This window comes from Roseibium sp. ROS1 (assembly GCF_054658215.1).
Window position 1 is genome coordinate 551643 of record NZ_BAAGIG010000002.1, and the last position, 19553, is coordinate 571195.

A 19553-nucleotide genomic window follows, 5' to 3' on the forward strand; every position below is an offset into this window, starting at 1 on the left:
GAGTTGGACAATGAAAGGCATCGTGCTGGCGGGCGGAAGCGGAACGCGTCTCTTCCCGGTAACAAGGTGTATTTCCAAGCAATTGCTGCCTGTCTACGACAAGCCGATGATCTACTATCCGTTGAGTGTCCTGATGCTTGCCGGGATAAGAGATCTCCTGATCATCACAACACCACGCGATGCCATGGCTTTTCAGAGCCTTCTGGAAGACGGCGCGCGATGGGGCATCAATATCAGCTATGCAGTTCAACCTGAACCGGCCGGCATCGCGCAGGCGTTCCTGATCGGAGAGGAGTTCCTTGCTGGACAGGAATGTGCGCTGATCCTGGGAGACAACCTTTATTACGGACATGGTCTGACGGAAATTCTTGCGAGAGCTTCAGCGCGCAAGTCCGGAGCGACCCTGCTCGGATACGAGGTGGCGGAGCCGGAACGATATGGTGTCATCTCGTTCGACGCGTCGGGGAAGCCCGCTTCAGTGGAAGAAAAGCCGAAATCGCCCCGGTCTTCCTGGGCGGTGACAGGGCTTTACTTCTACGACAAGGACGTCGCCGCTATCGCCTCGGATATCCGTCCGAGTGCGCGCGGTGAACTTGAAATCACGGATGTGAACGCCCGGTATCTTGAGCGCGGAGACCTGCATGTTGAACAGCTGGGGCGGGGATTTGCCTGGTTCGACATGGGGACACACGACAGTCTCATAGAGTCCGCAACCTTCGTGCAGGCCATCGAGAAAAGACAGGGCCACCGCATCGCCGTTCCGGAAGAAATTGCGTTCAAGAACGGTTGGATTACTGTGAATGATCTGGAACGGCTCAGCGAAGAATATTCCAGCAGCGGATATGGGAAATACTTGGGAAAAATAGTCTCTGGGCACTATAGCGTGTAAATAAATATTTCCGTTCGGAGGAAAATTGAAAATCTTGTCTAATAATAATCTGTTTGATTTACAGGATAATAAATACTGTCGAAGGATATATGAAGCTTTTCTCTCGCCACGAATATTTGTAGCTGCTTGCTGGTGGTACGTCGTTGGTAAAAGGCAGCGTTCCCGAAACCGATTCCGACTGGTTTTCAGCGCCACAAGTATTCAAGGCAAGAATCTTCGTGTCGGACCACATATCTGCTTTGCACAAGCAAACCCGTCTATATCAGAACGAGAAGAGATGCTGCAGGAAGTTGCCGGTTGGCATAATCCTCCAGTAATCTCAATTGCAATGCCGGTCTATAATACAGATCTGGCTCAGCTGCGAGATGCCATCCAATCCGTGAAGAAGCAGATATATCCGCATTGGGAGTTGTGCATTGCTGACGACTGCTCAACGGATCCAGCCGTTCAAGAGGCTCTCAAGGAATTTGAAGTAAGTGATGGGCGCATCAAGGTCGTTTATCGGAGCGAAAACGGACATATCTGCAGAGCTTCAAACTCTGCCATAGATATTGCGACCGGTCCTTACATTGCGTTTATGGACCACGATGACCTGCTACCAGTTCATGCCCTTTATTATGTTGCCAGAGAAATTCTGCAATATCCTGAGGTAGATTTCATCTACTCGGATGAAGATAAAATTCGGAAGGAGGGCTGGCTTACCGATCCACACTTCAAACCGGACTGGAATCTGGAACTTTTTCTAACCCAGAACTACATCAATCACCTCAGCGTATACAGGGCTTCAATCGTCAGGGATGTCGGAGGGTTTCGACCAGGTTTCGAGGGAAGTCAGGATCATGATCTAGCACTCCGGGTGGTTGCTCGGATTGACGAGAAAAATATTCGTCATATTCCGAAAATTCTCTACCATTGGCGATGCTTCTCCGGTTCGGGATCTTTTTCCGATCGCTGGATGCAGCAAGCCATAGAAGCGCGTCAGCGCGCCGTGCGTGAATACTTTAAAGACAATTACCCGGACGCGCCGGTGTCGGTAACGAATGGCCCTTCAGGGTGCAACAGGATCGTTAGGGAGCTCCCAAGCCCGGTTCCGCACGTAACCATCATTATTCCAACCCGTGACTGCACAGAATTTGTAAAGGCCTGTGTCTTTAGTCTGTTTGATAAAACAGACTATCCAAGTTTTGACGTTGTCATCGTGGACAATGACAGTGTGGAAGTGGAGTTAAAAGAATATCTGGCTGAAATAACAGAAAAACACCCTGTAACTGTATTGCCATATTCTGGTGAATTTAATTATTCAGCCATGAATAATTTTGCCGTTGAGCATGCTTCAGGTTCAGTTGTTGTGCTCTTGAACAATGACACTCAAGTTATTTCTTCTGAATGGCTTCGGGAGATGGTGTCCTATGCGGTACTGCCTCATATCGGGGCTGTTGGGGCGAAACTCCTATATGCCAACGGTTTGGTTCAACATGCTGGTGTGATCGTGGGTGTGGGAGGTATCGCAAATCACGCTTTTCAATTCTATCAAGGCGGCGATATCGGCTACCAGCACAGGTTGCAGCTTCCGCAATATTTTCTTGCTGTTACTGCCGCTTGCATGGTTGTTGAAAAGGATAAATACCTAAAATGTGGAGGTTTGGACGATAAAGATCTAAAGGTTGCGTATAACGATGTTGATTTTTGCTTAAGGCTGTCAAGAGATCTTGGGTTGAAGAATGTATACACTCCATATGCCCAATTATTTCATCATGAGTCTGTCTCGCGTGGCCAAGATACTTCGCCGGAGAAAATGGCAAGGTTCGAGCATGAGTCTATGACCATGAGGCAGCGCTGGGGTGAGGTCATGCAACGCGACCCTTATTATAACGAAAACTTCTCGCATCATAACGCTTACTTCCAGTATAATGTAAGTTGAAGTATTTTGAGGGCTTTAATTTTTATATGTTCGTTGATAGGTGTTATATGGATGGATTTGTAGGTGGTAGTATATGAAGCTATTTGACCTTGGTGTTTCAATAAACGATGAGAAGATGAAGAAGTTTTCATCGGGCAAGAAAAAAGTGTATCTTATTTCTGGAGCAAGTCGTGGAGGAACCTCTGCACTAGCTTATGCATTGCGGAGAGCTAACATTTACTTTGGGGATGTTGATGTTAACAATCATGAACTTCCAAATTTGATGATACCTGATCTTACTGAGGACAAAATCAAAGCCGCGATAGATGGATTGCTTGTTGAGGAAGATGTTGTTGGTATCAAGCTTCCAAATTTTTCTTTTCATTTAACGTATCTTACATCGCAATATCCAAATTCAATATTGCTTTACGTTATACGCAATCCGTTGGATGTGGCTTCGACGATTATGTCCAGGAGTCCAGTCCATGGTCTTAATAAGTCGGATCTGCAGATGGGTATCCAACACGCATTTCATTTTTATTTCGCAATGGCCAAAGTTCTCGATCAGATCGAACAACCTGTTTATCTGTTGTCTTTCGAGAGGATGAAAGCACAGTCAGAACGGTTCGCAACTTGGCTTGAAGAAATTGGGATAAATTTATCAGACGAACATAGGTCGGAATTGGCTAAAGAAATAGCAGCGCCTGGTTACAAGAGTATTGCAAAAGAGATATCCAAGTAATCGCTCATTTTGGTATTCGAGAACATGAATCTCGAGGAGCTTCCAAACACGCCGACCAGAAGGCTTTTTGTTCTCTTCCGGCAATTTCATTGCGCTCATGAACGGGTGTGAGCGATCCGACGAGATCCTGAAAGTTCCGTTCAATCGACAGCGACAGCAGGTTGTCCACCCAGGTTCGAACGCTGTTTTTCCAGACCAGGCCCACGCGGTTGACACGAACGAAGTCAGCATAGGCCCAGCTGTCGCTGTACACACCTACGCCTCCACAAACGGCATGTTCTGCCAGCTTGTTCGCGGATCGGGCATCGTTGAAGCTGGAAGGTATTACCGGGTAGAGAAGAACGTCAAACCTGTGTTTGAAAAGGCGCTTGCGATAGAAATACCAGTCGAGGTGCCTCAAAACCCGTAGCTTGGGGTGCGTTGAAAGCTGCGGCGGTACATCGTGATCTCCAACGATTGTCAGTTCGACATTTGCGCCTGTCGCCAACAGGTTTTCAAATACCTCGAGAACGAATTTTCGATCGACGGCGTGGCTGGCAGTTCCCAGGTAGCCGATCCTGAGCGGTGCATCTGCCGGCAGGTCTTGAAAACACCAGTCCTTCGAAAGTGCTTCTGACCAAAACGGATCGAGCATTTTGACCTGAAATCCTTGTTGCTCGTAGACCTCTAACAAGGCAGGCGAAGGGACAACAATCGTGTCGGCTGCAGTTGCCAGCTTGTTGTGCTGTCCATTGCGAAGGCTCAGCAAACGTTGCCGGTAAAGTTCAGGCAGCGACAGATCGTTGTCTGCTGCCCATAAATTGTCATCGATCACGTAATAGAGCCGTTTTGTCTTTTCACTCAAAAGCCGCTCAACGACGCCCGGATGATCACGACGGCAGACAACAACGGCATCGCGGGTGGAAAACGAATTGACACCTTCGCGCTGCAAGCTCCGCTCGCGGTTGGAGTTCAGGAAATAAATGTCTGTCGTTGGAATGGTTTTGAACGAAGAACACAGATTACGCGCGAGGACGCTGTAGCAATAGTAAAAATCATCAGACGACTTTCTCGAAAATTTTGTCGCTATTCTCATAAAAAAATACTCGGAGTATTCGAATACAAACTGGTAGCTATGATTGCTCGGAATACAGCATAATCAGGTGCCAGTTCCGTGCTGTGGCCGCAAGCTGCCATACGTTGTCACGGTAGGTAAGTTTACGCATAGCGTGCATCCGACGGCAAGCAACTGCGGGAAGCGAAAATGGCAGACTGTGATACTTCTGGGTGAAACGTTGGAATGCTGAACGGTAAACGCTATGCGGCGCTGGATGGAGTTCCAGCCGCATACTGGTTCAAAATCTGCAAAATATTTGGGAAAGTTTGTGTTGGTCGGGCAGGCCGGATTTGAACCGACGACCCCTTCACCCCCAGTGAAGTGCGCTACCAGGCTGCGCTACTGCCCGAACGGACCCTACCTAGCTTGTTCGCATGCCAAGCGCAAGCAGGTTGTTGCGCTTCTTTGGAGGCTTTTCCAGACATCTGTTACTTGCGGTAGGGGAAGGCGGGAACCGGTCGTGCAGGGCGGCCATGGCCGAGCTTTTCAGCGGCAATCAGGCCCCAGGCCAGGCCGTACAGCATATACATGTGCCGCCAGTGGTCGGTGTCGATGATCACCGACAGGATAAGATGCGCGGTAAACACCGCGAAGACGGACTGGGTGAAGGCGGTCCACGGGCGGGCTTTGAACAGGAGCGGCACCAGTGCGCAGAACGTCCATAGCGCCATCAGAATGTAGATCGAGCCGCCGAGCCAGCCGTAGGTCGTGTAGCCTTTCAGATAGACGTTGTGTTCGTCTTCCGGGAAATACTTGTTGAACTCCAGCGGGCCGAGCCCGAGCGGGTGTTCCATCACCAGCTGAAAGCCGAGCGAGTAGCGGGCGAAACGGCCAAGGCGGGCGCCGTCGTAGGATTGTACGAGCTTTGCCCGTTCTGCGAACATGTCGGCGACCGTATCGACCGAAAGTGCCGCACCGATCAGTGCGAAGACCGCAAGAATGCCGATTACGCCGAGAAACACCAGGCGCGCCCGGCGGGCAGCGGCCTTTTCGGTGACGAGCGCCAGGAAATAGACGAGCAGCACCGATGCCGACAGCACACCCCAGGCACCGCGTGAAAAACTCAGGAAGACACCGAGCAGCAGGACGGCAAGCGGCACCAAAAGGTGCAGGTTACGCAGCACCGATTGCCGGAGCAGCTTCTGGATCAGAAGCACCGTCGGCAGCACAAGGAACGGACCGAACACGTTGGGGTCCTGGAAAGTGCCGCGGGCTCGATCGTAGAGCGTGAAATAGGATGCGCCGGGGAAAAGCTGAAAGTAACCGGCAACGCCTATGGCAGCCACAAGCACGGCGCTGGCGATATAGCCGCTCTGGATGACCCTGAACCTGCCGGGGTCTTCCGCGATAATCGCAGCATAGAAGATTGCAGTGATTGCCAGAAAGCCGGAAACGGCGATGTACATGATGGCATCGCCCATCTCCTTGGCCATGGGAATGGAGGCGACGCCGCCTGCAATGTAAAGCATCAGGCAGATGATCAGCGGACCGAATTCACGACGAAGTTTCAGGCCGCAGGCAAGCCAGACGACCGAAAGCAGTGCCATGTAGAGTTCGTAAGGTGCAGGCTCCTCGATTACGAACCCGGACAGAAAGGCTGCAAGCCACAGTGCGCCGTTGCCCAGGCTTCTGGCCTGAAGACCGACAGGCGCGCGTGCATGAGGCGTGCCGCCAAAATGGTCGGTCGCAAGGCTCAATAGGCGTTCTCCGTATTGAGCAACCGGAAGGGCGTCTGGATCAGGATTTTCAGGTCGAACAGGATCGACCAGTTCTCGATGTAGTAGACATCGCACTCCACGCGCTTCTGGATCTTTTCCGGTGTATCGACTTCACCGCGCCAGCCGTTGATCTGCGCATAGCCGGTCACGCCCGGCTTGACCTTGTGCCGCGCGAAGTAACCGTCAACGACGTCGTCCCAGGTCTTGTTGTTGGTATGGGCGTTGACAGCATGCGGGCGAGGTCCGACGAGCGACAAGCTGCCGCCGAGAACGTTGAAAAGCTGCGGTAATTCATCGATCGAAGTCTTGCGAATGAAGCGACCGACCCTGGTCACGCGGGGATCGCCCTTGGTCACCACCTTCTTGGCGTCCGGATCGGCCATTTCCGTGTACATGGACCGGAATTTCAGAACTTCGATGATCTCGTTGTTGAAGCCGTAGCGTTTCTGCCTGAACAGGATCGGCCCCTTGCTGTCCAGCTTCACGGCGATGGCAGCGGCGATCATGACCGGCAGCAGCGTGATGATGGCGAGCGAAGCGAAGACAAGGTCGAAGATCCGCTTGGCCACCATGTCCCAATTGGCTATCGGCTTTTCGACCACGTCGACAAATGGAACCGTACCGATGAAGCTCGATCCGCGGTTACGAAAGCGAACCTTGTCGGTGTGGGCAGAAAGCCGGATGTCGACCGGCAGAACCCAGAGTTTTTTCAAAAGCTCCAGCACCCTTTGCTCTGCGCGCAAGGGAATGCACACAATGAGCATGTCGATGCGTGCCAGACGGGCGAATTCGACCAGCGCGCTGATGTTGCCGAGCTTCGGATAGCCGGCCACCACTGGCGGCGAACGTTCGTTGTTCCGGTCATCGAAAATACCGCAAATGCGGATGTCGTTGTCCGGTTGGGCTTCCAGGTCGTGGATCAGTTCCTGGGCGGCCGTGCCGCCGCCGACGATGATCGCGCGCCGTTCCAGGCGACCGGACTTCATCCAGTGACGCACCAGCCGATAGACAATGAAGCGTGACAGGCAAAGGCCGGTCAGGCTTACCGCGAACCAGGCGCCGATCCAGGCATCTGACAGTTCCGTGCCGATGCCTGTTGTAGTCCGCAGAAGTGCGAACATGGCGAACACGAGCGTCCAGCCGGCGGCAACGCGTCCGATCTGCGACAGCCCCTGGCGCATGACCGGAACCTGATAGACGTCTGCGGCCTGGAAAAAGGCGAGCGCAAACAGGATGGCGGCGCCAGTGACAAACAGGTTGCCAAGTCCGAAACCAGCCGCTTCGGGACTGGTAAAGACTGCGAACAGGGCGGTGCCAGCGATCAGAAGTACATCCGTCAGACGCACCATGCCGGTGAGAACGGTAACGGAAACGCCCTTGCCACCTAAGCCTTGAGCAATTTCAAAGGCATCGGCCGAAAGGCTGGTGTTGGCGGCGGACAGAACCTCGACGTTGCTTTTGCCCGTCGCGCCATGAACGGTATGTCTGAAATGCTTTTCCAATCTGTGCCCCAAAGCGGATGTCCCGCCCGCAACAGGCTTCGGTTCGACCGCATCAGAGGGTTTGAAAACTGGGGTATTCATTATCGGTTGCTCGATCTGGCAAGAACAGTCTGCGCACGCGGCACGGCTGAAACACTATCAGCTTGGGCCGGTGTCGAGCTATCGGTCGGGGCGATGCCCTGGATTTCCTGGTAGAGGGTGGTGATTCTGTCGTTCATGAGGTCGACCGAGAAAGTCTCTGCAAGGCAGCTGCGCAGGTTTTTTGCCTGCTGAGCCATCTTGGCGGGATCTGCAAGTGCTTCTTCCATGGCCGTGGTCAGTTTGCCGATATGGCCTGGTTCCACCAGCCGATTGGCATAGCGGCCAAATATTTCCGGAATGCCGCCGACGCGTGTTGCAATCAGCGGACGTTCTGCTGCCAAGGTCTCCAGGATGATATAGGGCATGGCTTCGGCGCGTGAGGGAACAACGACGTTCCTGGCAAGCTTGAAAGCTTCACGAGCGGGAAGGGCGCCATGGAACGTGATTGCGCCGTCGAGCCCCAGCTTCCTCACCATGTTCCGATACCGCTCTTCGTCCGGGCCTTCACCAACGATGTGAGCCTTGGGCGCGGTGCCGTTCTTGAGGCGAATGTTGTAAAGCGCTTCAATGAAAAGGTCTGGTCCCTTCAGGTCTCGCAACATTCCGATATAAAGGAAATCGGCGGCTGCTTCATCCACCGGAACGGGTGTGAATTCGTCTGGTGTCAGCCCGTTGTAGACAATGCGCGAACGTGCTTTCGTGTGACCGACCTTGCTTTCGTAGGCTGCGGCTTCATAGTCGGACACAAAGATCAGCCCGTCGGTCAGGCGGCCAAGAAGCCGTTCCAGCGTGTGGTAAACCCGGCCTTCGAAGCGATTGGGATCATAGTGCAGGCTGCCGCCATGAGGGCAATAGACACGGGCGGCTTTCTGGCCGCGCAGGCGCAGAACGCTGCCGATCAGGCGCGCATAGGCGCCACCTTTTGCCCCGTGTCCATGCAGGATGTCGGGTTTCAGGTCCCGGATGTGCTTGTAAAGGGAAACAGTTGCCTTCAGATCCTGTACGGTCAGCTGACGTTGCATGGGAAAGCGTGCAATACCAAGAGCTAGCCTCGGCTTCAGCTCTTCAAGAAGCCGATTGTCGAAAGCACTGCCCGTGTTGCTGTCACATACGAGGCCGACATCGTGTCCCGCTTCCGACTGGCAGATGGCCAGATCCCGGATATGGCGGAAAATGCCGCCAATGGGCGAGCGCACGCAATGCACGATCCGCATGGGGGTCGTTGTCATGATGCAGTATCCCTGTTGCTACCCCCAGGTTTCTTGTCGAACCTGTGGGGCACTGAAACTGCACCCTAACAAAGGGAGGTGAGTCCACAGTTAACTTGGCGGGACCCTAAAAATAACGCTCACGGACGTAAATTGTATCACCAGGACGCACCGGGTCCGAAATGGGCACACGGCCGTTTAGAATTTCACCGTTGAGCTGTCGGGTGATATCCACATCTGACTGCAGCGCCCGTGAACTGAAACCACCTGCTGTTGCGATGGCGTTTTGAACGGTCATGCCGGCAACGTAATTATATTGGCCTGCATTTTGCACCTCACCCATGACGAAGATCGGGCGATAGGTATCGACCTCCACCGAGACGTCCGGATCGCGGATATAGCCTTGACGCAGCTTGGCCGAAATTTCGGATGCCAGGCCTTGCTGGGTCTTGCCGCGCGCAGCGACGCTGCCGACCAGCGGGAAGGAAATATATCCTGCTTGATCAACGACATAAGTATTGGACAGGTCATCCTGGCCGAACACGATAATGCGCAGCTTATCGCTTGAGTCCAAGCGATAAGGCTGGGTCAGTGTTTCGTGAAACGCTGTCGGCGGCTGTCTGTACCCGCTGCATGCAGCAAGGCCCAGGCACAAGCCCAGGACAACAAGCGCTCTCGTTCGCATCAACGACTCTCCTACAATTCGGAGACAGGATCGCGCTTTATGGTTAATTGAGGGTGAAGAGGAAAAAAGACCTGTCCGGCACCCTGTCAAATTTGCGCATGCATTAATTAACAGGGCGTCCCCGGAGACTGTAACCAGCTTAACCGAACGCTTACCATAATTCGACATAGTTTGCCGGTATCTTGGAGTTTCAAAAGATGAATGCTGAGCGGCAGACACATTCCGAAGACGATATGGCGCTGGATCTGGGTGGTCTGTTGCGGACGATCGGGCGATCCCTGGGCTGGCTTGTTCCACTCACACTCTTCGTCACCGTTGTCGTCTTTCTGGGGCTCCAGTTCGTAGCGCCCAAATACAAGGGCGAAGCGCGCCTTATCATCGAGAGCACGGACAATCTGCCCGGTGCATCGCGAGGGCAGGAAGAAGAGCGAGCCCTGCTCGACAGTGAAGGTGTTGTCAGCCAGGTTCAACTGCTCAAGTCCGCTGATCTGGCACGTCGTGTCGCGAACAAGCTCAACCTTGCTGCGATCCCGGAATTCGATGCCAATGACGATGGAAGCCTCGTCAACCTCCTGCTGTCTCTGGTCGGGTTCGGAAACGAGACCGAAGGCAATAGCGAGGAAGAGCGGGTCCTCAAGCATTATTACGAGAACCTGGAAATCTACCGGCTGGAAGGATCCCGCGTGATTGCGGTGGACTACACCGCCGAAAATCCGGTTCTGGCGGCCAAGGTCGCCAATACGATTGTTGATGAGTATCTGTCGGTTCAATCCAGCGCAAAACGGCAGACGACCGAGCAGGCCTCCGCTGCGCTGGAGCCTCAGATTGTCGAATTGCGCCGGGAAGTTCAGGCAGCCCGGCAGGCGGTGTCGGATTTTCGCGCCCGGGCCGACCTTTTGATCGGCGCTGACAATATCCCGCTCAATCAGCAGCAACTCGCCGAAACGAGTACCGCTTACTCCGACGCCCAGTCCTCCAAGGCCGAGGCGCAGGCCAAAGCCGACCTCATTCGCGAGTTGCTGAATTCTGGCGGTTCTCTCGAGACTGCCAGCGATGTGCTGAATTCGGCACTCATTCAGCGTCTGCGGGAGCGTCAGGTCGAAATTCAGTCCAATATTGCCGAACTCTCAATCACACTGTTGCCCAACCACCCGCAACTGAAAGCGCTTCAATCTCAGCTTGGTGATTACGACCGGCAAATCCGATCGGAAGCACGCAAGATCCTGCAGGGACTGGAAAACGATGCGAAAGTGCAAGACCAGCGCGCAAAAGCACTTGGGGCACGCCTTGAGGAGCTGAAGACGGCAGCGGCAAAATCCAACGCCGATCAGGCAAGGCTCGCGGAACTGGAGCGCGAAGCCAATGCCAAGGCGGCGCAACTTGACCAGCTTCTGCTGAGTTTCCAGGAAGCTGATTCCCGCTTGCGTGCACAGGTTCTGCCTGCCGATGCCAGGATCATCTCCCGTGCCAGCGTGCCGGTAGAACCGGATTCGCCCAAAATCATTGCCAGCACCATCATTGCTGCGCTTGTCACCTTTATTCTCGGATGTGCCTTTGTGCTCATGCGCGAATTTCTGAACGGCAATGCGCTGTACCGGATGCAGGATGGTTCGTCCGAAGGGCAGCGCGTTGCACCGCGCATGGATGAGCGGCCGCAATCAGGTCCTCAGGATACCGTGCGGGCTGAAAACCCAGGCTGGGGCGGCGGCTACGGTCAGACCGTTGCCAGCTACAGGATCGATCCCGGCGAGTGGAGCAAAGCCGACACGCTTCGCGACACGGAACCAAGCGTCCCTGAAACAGCCGCTAGCATTGATGAACCTACCGAAGAAACGGTTCCTGAGCAGCCCCCGGAACCACAACCCCAACCGCAATCCCAGGCCTCGGAAAAGACACAGCGGCCAAAGGGACGCATCGGGATCCTGTCCGGCAAGCTTCGTGGTCGCAAAATGAAGACCGGCTACGATCACGATGTCAGCCCGGACTGGGTGGGGGACATGCGAGGTTCGAAGGAAACCGAAGCAGAGGTTCCAGGCGCGGAAGTCGCTCCTGTTCCTGTGGTTTCAACCAGCAAGACAAGCAGGCAAGCAAAGCGGGAAGAGCAGCTCAAGACAACGCACGCGGACGATGTCGAAGCGGCGGGACGCGTTGTCGTTCTCAGCGTCGATGATGAGGCCCTGTCTCACGAGCTCGCTTTCGACCTGATCCGGAAGGCGGCCGGACGTGGCAAGTCTTCTCTCATCATGGAAGTCTTTCCCGATCAGACCAACCTGAAGGGGGCCGAAGGGTTCTCCGACATCGTCGCCGGAACGGCGCCTTTCGCCAAGGTGGTCTATCGCGATGCCGGATCAAAGGCGCATATCATTGAGGCCGGGCGGGTTGAGATCACGGACGAAATGGTGAACTCGGAACGTTTCAAGCTGGCTCTTGAGGCAATCAAGTCGACCTATGAAACTGTGGTTGTCGATCTTGGCGCCATCGATGGGTCGCTGGCGAGTGCCCGTATGTTGAGTTTCGCGGACAGGGTATTGATTGCAGCATCGGCGCCAGACCACGGCCACGAACTGCAAAGTGCAGCCAATCTTCTGGCACATAACACAGGCGCGAAGGTCGAAGTCGTGATTTCTGGTGGAACTGGACCGGGGCCGCGCAGAAACGGCGACGGGCACGCCGCCTGAGGAAGATGTTGGCGACAGTTGGTCGCCAACTGTCTAACTGTTGCCGGAAAAACCAGCTTTCATCTTGCGCAAACGCCGGATCAGCGGCCACAGGATCGATGAATTGCGGACGTGGGTTTTGGCTTTCAGCCTTGCGGCTTCCAGACGCATGCGAAGAGCCCCTTTCCAGGTCATCGCCAAAAGGCTGTCCTTCAAAGGCACTGGTTCTGCCCACGTGGTCTTGTAGCGTTCCTCGCCTAGGCCGAGGTCCAGTGTGTCGATGGTCGGATCACCGCACGCCCGTTCGATGATTTCCTTGATCAGGACCAGCCCTGGACTGTTGGGCAGCATGTCGTCATGAGCAACGCTGTTGCTGTAGGCATAAAGCGTCTTGCCATGCTGGGCGCACAGATAGGTGGCCCTGATCCGGTCTCCCGCTTCCAGGTACCAGAGATCCAGGGGATGAGCGCCGTGATCTTGCGCGCTGCCCGCTGCATCCAGTCCAACCACGCTGGACAGGAACGACTTCGCTGGGGGCGCCGAAAAAACATTCGGAATGCCCGCTTCCCTTGCCCTGACAGAGCGTTGTTCAAGAAAGGCATCAAAGCCACGTTGCCTGTCGACAGGGGAGGTGGCTTTGGCAATCGTGTAATTACCGGCTGCCTGAAGATGTCGTTCCTTGCGAAGCAGGTTCTTGCGTGAGGACTTGCTGTGTGTGTCGTTGAACAACTGTCCGAAATCGGAGGGCAGAGCGCGGGCGAAAACAGGGCTCGGGCTTGACGTTGCTCCTTTGAAAACCAGCGGATGGACTCGCCCTAGCCAGGTCTCCGGAACGTTTTCAAGCTTGAGGAGATCAGCACCGACCTGTTTGCAGACGGCAGACAGGTAACTTTTCATCTCGTCTGCCGTGGCACCTCGGTAGAAATCGGCGTGCCAGAGGCCCGTATTCTGGTTGCCGTTCTGGTGACCGAGAAACGTCAGCGCAGAGATTCCAGCAGACCGTTCAAGTTGCAGTGGCAGCAGAAAAACCGCCTGACCGCGACACCGTCCGACAACGATCACCGGCGTGCAATTCAGGCTCTGGCCGACTGTCTCGAACCAGCTGCAAAGCCAGCCAGGAGACTGGTATGGATTACTGTGCAGCACATCCTTTAGTTGTTGCCAGTCAGCCTGTGCTTCGCTAAGCCTCGTGAATATGGACAATTCAAGGTCTGTTGAGGACACGGTGCTCACCTCGCACCAGAGCGCGTGAAAGACAGGCTGAAACGGTTATTGAAAATCGGATAAACCATTTTGAACGAACATGAAGGAAAGACAGGACGTTGCGCTGGCAGATCAAGCTAAGTCTCGATAGATTTAGCAATAATTGTTAAAGAAACCGTGCCTAACTGGCACATTCTAGCAAGGTGGGCATTTCGGCCACATGGGCATGCGGCACAAGACGGTAACACGCGCATTCAGTGTACTTAAGGGAACGGGGCTTGGCCGTATGCTGGCACCGTTTACCCAGGGCTGTGGTGCCGTGTTTATGATGCACCATGTCCGGTCGGCCCGCTCCGATGCTTTCCAGCCGAACCGTCACCTGGAAATCACGCCCGAATTTCTGAAGCTTGCGGTCGAGCGGATTAGGGCAAACGGCTATGAAATCATATCGATGGATGAAGCCGTCGACCTGCTCAAGTCGGGTTACGGGCACCGCCGTTATGCAGTTCTGACTTTCGATGACGGGTACCGGGACAATCTGTCTGTCGCCTATCCGATTTTGAAGGAACTGGAAGCTCCTTTCACCGTGTTCGTCACAACCGGGCTGATCGACCGGACCAGCGAACTGTGGTGGCTGGCCCTTGAGAAGATCATCGCAGACAACAATGAAGTGGTCTTCACAGCGGCAGGCAATTCAGCCGGCATCCCGTGCAGAACACTTGCAGAAAAAAACGCGTGTTTCGAAAAGATCGTCGATCATCTGACACTGGAGGTCGGCGAAGGTGATCAGCGCAAGATCATCCGGGCGCTTGCTGAAAGATACGGCGTCGACCTGGAAGCCCTGGCGGACGCGCAGATGATGACGTGGGACGAGACCCGCCAACTGGCTGGCGATCCACTGGTTACCATCGGTGCCCACACCCACGATCATTTTGCCATGGCGCGGTTGAACGCAGATGCCGCCTGTGAAGACGTGACCAGGGGCCTTGAGCGGCTGGAGAAAGAACTCGGCCGCAGGCCGAAGCACTTTGCCTATCCGTATGGAAAATCACACGCGGTTACACCGCGCGATGCGGATATCTTGCGGGAGATCGGATTTGCCTCGTCTGTGACGACGCTTCCCGGTGTGCTTCAATCCGTCAACGCGCGCGACCCGATGATGCTGCCACGCGTCTCCCTGAACGGCCGGTTTCAAGACCCGGCTGTTGTCGACCAGTACCTGACGGGGGCGCCCTTTGCGCTTTACCGGGTTGCCCGGTGGGCTGCCAACGGGTTTGGTGTCAGGTCCGGCTTTTCCCGCCTCTTTCCATCCACCAGATAATCGCGCCTGCCGGGATGACCCAGGCCAGACCTGCGATACCGAAGTAGATGAAGCGGACCAGGTTCGAGGACTGCTGCAATGTCAGGTCGCCGATCACCATCGCGGTGAGGGCGTAGACCACCACAAAAACAACCAGCAGCACCATGCCGATAAACTTGCGAAACGAGGGAACCATTGTCGGGCGTGTCCGTTGACCGTGTGTGAATCCGCGCGATGAGGGACCTTTTGCCGCAAAACGTCCCGGACCGCTTGCCGTCTTGCTCCTGCACCTATATCTCCGCAAGCCAAAGGTCAAACTCACGATAAGAATTTCCGGAAGCGGCTCATGATTGCGATTGCAGAAGGTGTGAAGAACGAACAGATGCTTCCGGCCAAATTGCAGAGATTGCGACAGAACAGGGCCCTGATCCGATGGTGGCTCTACTTCGTTTGTGCGCTGATCCTGGCCATGGTCGTCGTCGGCGGAGCGACGCGTCTGACCGAATCCGGGCTGTCAATCACCGAGTGGAAACCCATCCACGGCGTCATTCCGCCGCTCAGCGAAGCGGAGTGGGAAGAGGAGCTGGAGAAATATCGCCAGATTCCGGAATATCAGCTCATCAACAAAGGCATGAGCCTTGACGAGTTCAAGTTCATCTTCTGGTGGGAATGGGCGCACCGGCTGCTGGGGCGCTTCATTGGTGTTGCGTTTTTTGTTCCCATGGTGGCGTTCTGGGCAACCGGCAGGATAGAGCCCTGGCTGAAGCCGAGATTGCTTGTCGGCCTGGCACTTGGCGGTTTGCAGGGGTTTGTCGGCTGGTGGATGGTGGCATCTGGTCTAGTGGACCGGGTGGATGTCAGTCAGTACCGGCTGGCCACACACCTGACGCTCGCACTCTTCATTTTTGCCTATCTTTTCTGGATTGCCCGGCGGCTGAGCCCCTTGCCCGAACCCGAAATTCAGGAGCAGGAGCGGCTCGCAGGGCTGGGCAAACTGGTTCTTTTCCTTGTCTTTGTTCAGATGTTCCTGGGAGGTCTCGTCGCCGGGCTGAACGCCGGCTTGACCTTCAATACATGGCCACTCATGGATGGCCAGTTCATTCCGCGCGGCATGCTTGCCATCCAGCCTATCTGGCTGAATTTCTTTGAAAACGTGATGACGGTTCAATTTCAGCATCGCATGACGGCCTATGTGCTGGTGTTCACCGGTGTGGCGCTGGCCTGGAGTACCTTCCGCGTGAGCCGCCGCAAGGAGCTGCGCCGGGCAGGCGCCCATGTTGGGGGCTTCCTGTTGTTGCAGGCGATCTTCGGCATTCTGACGTTGCTGTGGCACGTGCCGCTGTCCATCGCTCTGGTGCATCAGGGCTTCGCGGTTATCGTCCTGGCGGCTGCGGTTGACTATGTGGCCATGCTGAAAGGGCCTTTCGCCATTCGCAGCTAGGTTCCGGAAATCGCAACTGTTGGGGAAACGGGCTGCCGCGTGGAAGCACTTCGCTCCGAACGCTGCTGCTCTCCGATCCAGGATTTCCGCTGCGCTTACGGCCTCGGAGCCCGAACGGGAGTACAGGCAAAAAAGCCCGCCAATCGGCGGGCTTTTTGTTTGTTCAGCTGGTGCCTCTTAGCCGGAAAGGGCCTGATCGAGATCGGCGATGATGTCATCGACATCTTCCAGGCCGACCGAAATACGCACCACGTCCGGGCCCGCGCCGGCCGCGGTCTTCTGTTCATCCGAAAGCTGGCGGTGTGTTGTGGACGCGGGATGGATGATCAGACTGCGCGTGTCACCGATGTTGGCCAGGTGCGAGAACAGTTCCACCTTGCTCACCAGGGCGACGCCTGTGTCATAACCGCCTTCAACGCCGAAGGTGAACACGGCACCAGCGCCCTTTGGCATGTACTTCTGTTGCAGGGCGTGGTGCTTGTCTTCCGGCAGGGCTGCGTAGGACACCCATTTGACCTTGTCGTGGGCAGCGAGGTGAAGCGCGACTTTCTTGGCATTGTCCGAATGACGCTGCATGCGCAGCGGCAGGGTTTCGATGCCGGTCAGGATCATGAAAGCGTTGAAGGGCGAGATGGCCGGTCCGAGGTCGCGCAGACCAAGCACACGGCAGGCAATCGCAAAGGCGAAGTTGCCGAAGGTCTCGTGCAGGACGATACCCTGGTATTCCGGCCGGGGCTGGGACAGCAGCGGATAGTTGCCGCTGGCAGACCAGTCAAAGCTGCCGCCGTCGACGATGATGCCACCCATGGAATTGCCGTGACCGCCCATGAATTTGGTCAGCGAGTGCAGAACGATATCAGCACCGTGTTCGATCGGCCGGCACAGGTATGGCGTTGCCATGGTGTTATCGACCACCAGCGGCACACCCTTTGCCTTTGCAATTGCCGCAATCGCCTCGATGTCGACAACGATTCCTCCGGGATTGGCCAGGCTCTCGATGAAGATCGCGCGTGTGCGGTCGTCAATCGCCACTTCGAAGGACGACATGTCCGCAGGGTCGGCCCACTTCACGCCCCAACCGAAGCTCTTGAAGGAGTGGTTCAGCTGGTTGATGGAACCGCCATAGAGCTTGTTTGCGGCCACGATGTTGTCGCCGGGCTGCATCAAGGTATGGAAGCACAGAAGCTGAGCCGAATGACCGGAAGCTGTCGCAAGTGCGGCGGTACCGCCTTCAAGCGCCGCAACGCGCTCCTCCAGAACAGCCGTCGTCGGATTGGTGATGCGTGTGTAAATGTTGCCGAAGGCCTGCAGCCCGAACAGGGAAGCGGCGTGATCGACATCGTCGAAAACGAACGAGGTCGTCTGGTAAATCGGTGTCGCCCGCGCGCCTGTCGAAGGATCCGGCGCTGCGCCAGCGTGAATCGCGAGAGTGGAAAAACCTGGAATATTTTCGCTCATTAAAAGACCTCCCTGTTGGATTGGCGGCCAGTTTGACCGAAGGAGCAGGGCAGGTCAAAGAACGATTTTGCGGTTTTGTGATCTAAAGGAAATTATGTATGTCAAAGCGTTAGGCAGGATTGGTGGCCTTTGCCTCCTGCCAGGGTGAGGCATGTCTGCCTATTGGTCGGAAGGGTCCTTCCGGTTCTCCAGCTTCACACCGAAATAGACACCAAAAAGCAGTGCCGCCGCCAGCAGTGGCAGGCTCCATGCCAGAAATGTCGTATCTCCGAAGACTGCAAACACAGCGGCCTTCCTCCCGGTTCGAAAACTTGGATGCGAGGCAAAAGGTTAACGATCTCTTATGGAGAAAGTGGAAAGAAATTCATCGGCATTCGGAGCAAATTGAGCGAAAGCTCTTATAAATTGAACTTAAAATTGTCAGCTTTTGTCGGTTGCATCATCTTTCGTGCGCCTGGTTGCGCGCGGGCCGTTTGCAGATGGTTTCTGCAGATGAATCAGTACCGCGATACAGACGACGAACGCGACAGTCGCGAGCGCGAATATCATTAGTATTGCCCCCATGTATCTGTCGTCAAAGGCGCAAATTCGCCTGAACGCAGATCAAAACCCCATCCCTGAAGTCCCGAAGTATAGCAGAAACACGCAGGGGTAGAAGTGGGGGTGTATACATTGATTTCGGTTCAGCCGCCCTTCTGCTCCCGCTCGCCGGATTGTGCCGGCTCTCGCGCCCAGGTTTCGTCACGGTGGGCGAAGGGGGATCCGTGTTCGGCCTTGTGCACGAATGCGAACAGCAGCAAGGCAACCAGAGCTGCCATAGCCATGAGAACCCATTCAAATGCGGTAAACAGGGTCGGGTCCTGGGTCATGCTGCCTCACGCTACTGATGGCATCCGGTTGGCTTCCGGACGGCGGTATCTCGACTAACGAGCTATCCGGCGAGCATTGTGCGAAGCTGATGCAATGGGGAAAATTAGCTGTCTTTTTCCCCAGAAAGCCCGCGATGCTGAAACCCTGCTTTCAGAGCAGGGCGCTTGGAGGAAAGCGTACGCGAGTTGACACCTGCCCATCCGATTTCACCTGACAGTCGACCATACTCTATCTTGGGGCAGCGGTTCATCACCATCTTGATACCGGCAGCTTCGGCTCTTGCTGCCGCTTCGTCGTGGCGCACGGTCAATTGCATCCAGATGACCTTGGGCAACTTGCCGCTGGCAATAACGTCGTCGACGATAACGCCTGCCGCTTCGGAATTGCGAAAGATGTCGATCATGTCGGGAACCGCAGGCAATTCGTCGAGCGAGGAATAGACTTTCTGTCCCAGGATCTCCTTGCCTGCCTGACCGGGATTGATGGGCCAGACCTCGTATCCCTTGGACAAAAGGTATTTCAGCACGAAATAGGACGGCCGGACATTGTTGGCACTCGCGCCGATCATGGCGACGGTTTTCACCTCGTCGAGAATACCCTTGATGTAGGCGTCCGGATAAGTGTCGTGATTCATGGAATGGAGATCCTCAGATTTGTCGCGCTATCCAATGCGAAATGACACCTGCCTGCAAGGGGCCTTCTGCCGCAGACCGGTTCGCCTCGAAGAATTGTGAAACTGCGCAGGGACGGTCAGGCGCGATAAACGGCTCACCGGTAAACGGGAGAGGCTAAACAGGCATACG

General features: G+C 55.2%; 17 protein-coding genes and 1 tRNA gene. 6 read left to right on the forward strand and 12 right to left on the reverse strand.

Annotation, left to right across the window (positions count from 1 at the left end):
• Window positions 1-10: 10 nt before the first annotated feature.
• The 3 genes from rfbA to ACYQ6M_RS10750 all read left to right on the forward strand — a co-directional run bounded on the left by rfbA (window position 11) and on the right by ACYQ6M_RS10750 (window position 3531).
• On the forward strand, window positions 11-889 hold the full coding sequence (gene rfbA / locus ACYQ6M_RS10740) for a glucose-1-phosphate thymidylyltransferase RfbA (RefSeq protein WP_370199236.1): 879 nt from the start codon (window positions 11-13) through the stop codon (window positions 887-889).
• 25 nt (window positions 890-914) lie between these two features.
• Window positions 915-2810, forward strand: a complete 1896-nt coding sequence (locus ACYQ6M_RS10745; protein ID WP_460073727.1) for a glycosyltransferase family 2 protein — start codon at window positions 915-917, stop codon at window positions 2808-2810.
• Window positions 2811-2883: 73 nt separating this feature from the next.
• Window positions 2884-3531 (forward strand): hypothetical protein, encoded by a 648-nt coding sequence (locus tag ACYQ6M_RS10750; RefSeq protein WP_460073729.1) that lies wholly within the window; start codon window positions 2884-2886, stop codon window positions 3529-3531.
• Between the two features lie 4 nt (window positions 3532-3535).
• On the opposite strand, the gene ACYQ6M_RS10755 is transcribed toward ACYQ6M_RS10750, so the two are convergent.
• The 6 genes from ACYQ6M_RS10755 to ACYQ6M_RS10780 form a co-directional block, all read right to left on the reverse strand.
• A complete protein-coding gene (locus ACYQ6M_RS10755) occupies window positions 3536-4606 on the reverse strand; it encodes a glycosyltransferase family protein (RefSeq protein ID WP_460073731.1) in 1071 nt (356 codons plus the stop codon).
• Between the two features lie 293 nt (window positions 4607-4899).
• A tRNA-Pro gene (locus ACYQ6M_RS10760) sits at window positions 4900-4976 on the reverse strand.
• Between the two features lie 79 nt (window positions 4977-5055).
• Window positions 5056-6324 (reverse strand): O-antigen ligase family protein, encoded by a 1269-nt coding sequence (locus ACYQ6M_RS10765; protein ID WP_460073733.1) that lies wholly within the window; start codon window positions 6322-6324, stop codon window positions 5056-5058.
• On the reverse strand, window positions 6321-7928 hold the full coding sequence (locus tag ACYQ6M_RS10770; RefSeq protein ID WP_460073735.1) for an undecaprenyl-phosphate glucose phosphotransferase: 1608 nt from the start codon (window positions 7926-7928) through the stop codon (window positions 6321-6323). The genes ACYQ6M_RS10765 and ACYQ6M_RS10770 overlap by 4 nt, the downstream gene beginning before the upstream one ends.
• Window positions 7928-9157, reverse strand: coding sequence for a glycosyltransferase (locus ACYQ6M_RS10775; protein ID WP_460073737.1), 1230 nt, complete (start codon window positions 9155-9157; stop codon window positions 7928-7930). Before ACYQ6M_RS10775 ends, ACYQ6M_RS10770 begins: the two co-directional genes overlap by 1 nt.
• Before the next feature lie 106 nt (window positions 9158-9263).
• Window positions 9264-9821, reverse strand: a complete 558-nt coding sequence (locus tag ACYQ6M_RS10780; RefSeq protein ID WP_023003844.1) for a polysaccharide biosynthesis/export family protein — start codon at window positions 9819-9821, stop codon at window positions 9264-9266.
• Between the two features lie 197 nt (window positions 9822-10018).
• On the opposite strand from ACYQ6M_RS10780, the gene ACYQ6M_RS10785 reads away from it, so the two are divergent.
• Window positions 10019-12499, forward strand: coding sequence for a GumC family protein (locus ACYQ6M_RS10785; protein ID WP_460073739.1), 2481 nt, complete (start codon window positions 10019-10021; stop codon window positions 12497-12499).
• 33 nt (window positions 12500-12532) lie between these two features.
• Here ACYQ6M_RS10785 and ACYQ6M_RS10790 read toward each other — a convergent pair whose 3' ends face one another.
• A complete protein-coding gene (locus ACYQ6M_RS10790) occupies window positions 12533-13702 on the reverse strand; it encodes a GNAT family N-acetyltransferase (RefSeq protein ID WP_460073741.1) in 1170 nt (389 codons plus the stop codon).
• A 205-nt stretch (window positions 13703-13907) separates the two neighbouring features.
• On the opposite strand from ACYQ6M_RS10790, the gene ACYQ6M_RS10795 reads away from it, so the two are divergent.
• Window positions 13908-15002: a polysaccharide deacetylase family protein gene (locus tag ACYQ6M_RS10795; protein ID WP_460073743.1), complete on the forward strand. Its 1095-nt coding sequence runs from the start codon at window positions 13908-13910 to the stop codon at window positions 15000-15002.
• On the opposite strand, the gene ACYQ6M_RS10800 is transcribed toward ACYQ6M_RS10795, so the two are convergent.
• A complete protein-coding gene (locus ACYQ6M_RS10800; RefSeq protein WP_023003848.1) occupies window positions 14962-15177 on the reverse strand; it encodes a DUF2842 domain-containing protein in 216 nt (71 codons plus the stop codon). The genes ACYQ6M_RS10795 and ACYQ6M_RS10800 overlap by 41 nt on opposite strands.
• A 150-nt stretch (window positions 15178-15327) precedes the next feature.
• Between ACYQ6M_RS10800 and ACYQ6M_RS10805 the strand changes: the two genes are divergently transcribed.
• Entirely contained in the window at window positions 15328-16422 is a 1095-nt protein-coding gene (locus ACYQ6M_RS10805; protein WP_075281493.1) for a COX15/CtaA family protein, read from the forward strand.
• Between the two features lie 177 nt (window positions 16423-16599).
• On the opposite strand, the gene ACYQ6M_RS10810 is transcribed toward ACYQ6M_RS10805, so the two are convergent.
• The 4 genes from ACYQ6M_RS10810 to ACYQ6M_RS10825 all read right to left on the reverse strand — a co-directional run bounded on the left by ACYQ6M_RS10810 (window position 16600) and on the right by ACYQ6M_RS10825 (window position 19384).
• Window positions 16600-17880, reverse strand: a complete 1281-nt coding sequence (locus tag ACYQ6M_RS10810; RefSeq protein WP_460073746.1) for an O-acetylhomoserine aminocarboxypropyltransferase — start codon at window positions 17878-17880, stop codon at window positions 16600-16602.
• Between the two features lie 159 nt (window positions 17881-18039).
• Window positions 18040-18165, reverse strand: a complete 126-nt coding sequence (locus tag ACYQ6M_RS10815) for a hypothetical protein (RefSeq protein WP_023003851.1) — start codon at window positions 18163-18165, stop codon at window positions 18040-18042.
• A gap of 398 nt (window positions 18166-18563) precedes the next feature.
• On the reverse strand, window positions 18564-18749 hold the full coding sequence (locus ACYQ6M_RS10820; protein ID WP_460073748.1) for a hypothetical protein: 186 nt from the start codon (window positions 18747-18749) through the stop codon (window positions 18564-18566).
• Between the two features lie 104 nt (window positions 18750-18853).
• Complete coding sequence (locus ACYQ6M_RS10825) at window positions 18854-19384, reverse strand: CoA-binding protein (RefSeq protein ID WP_055653510.1); 531 nt, start codon at window positions 19382-19384, stop codon at window positions 18854-18856.
• Between the last annotated feature and the right edge of the window lie 169 nt (window positions 19385-19553).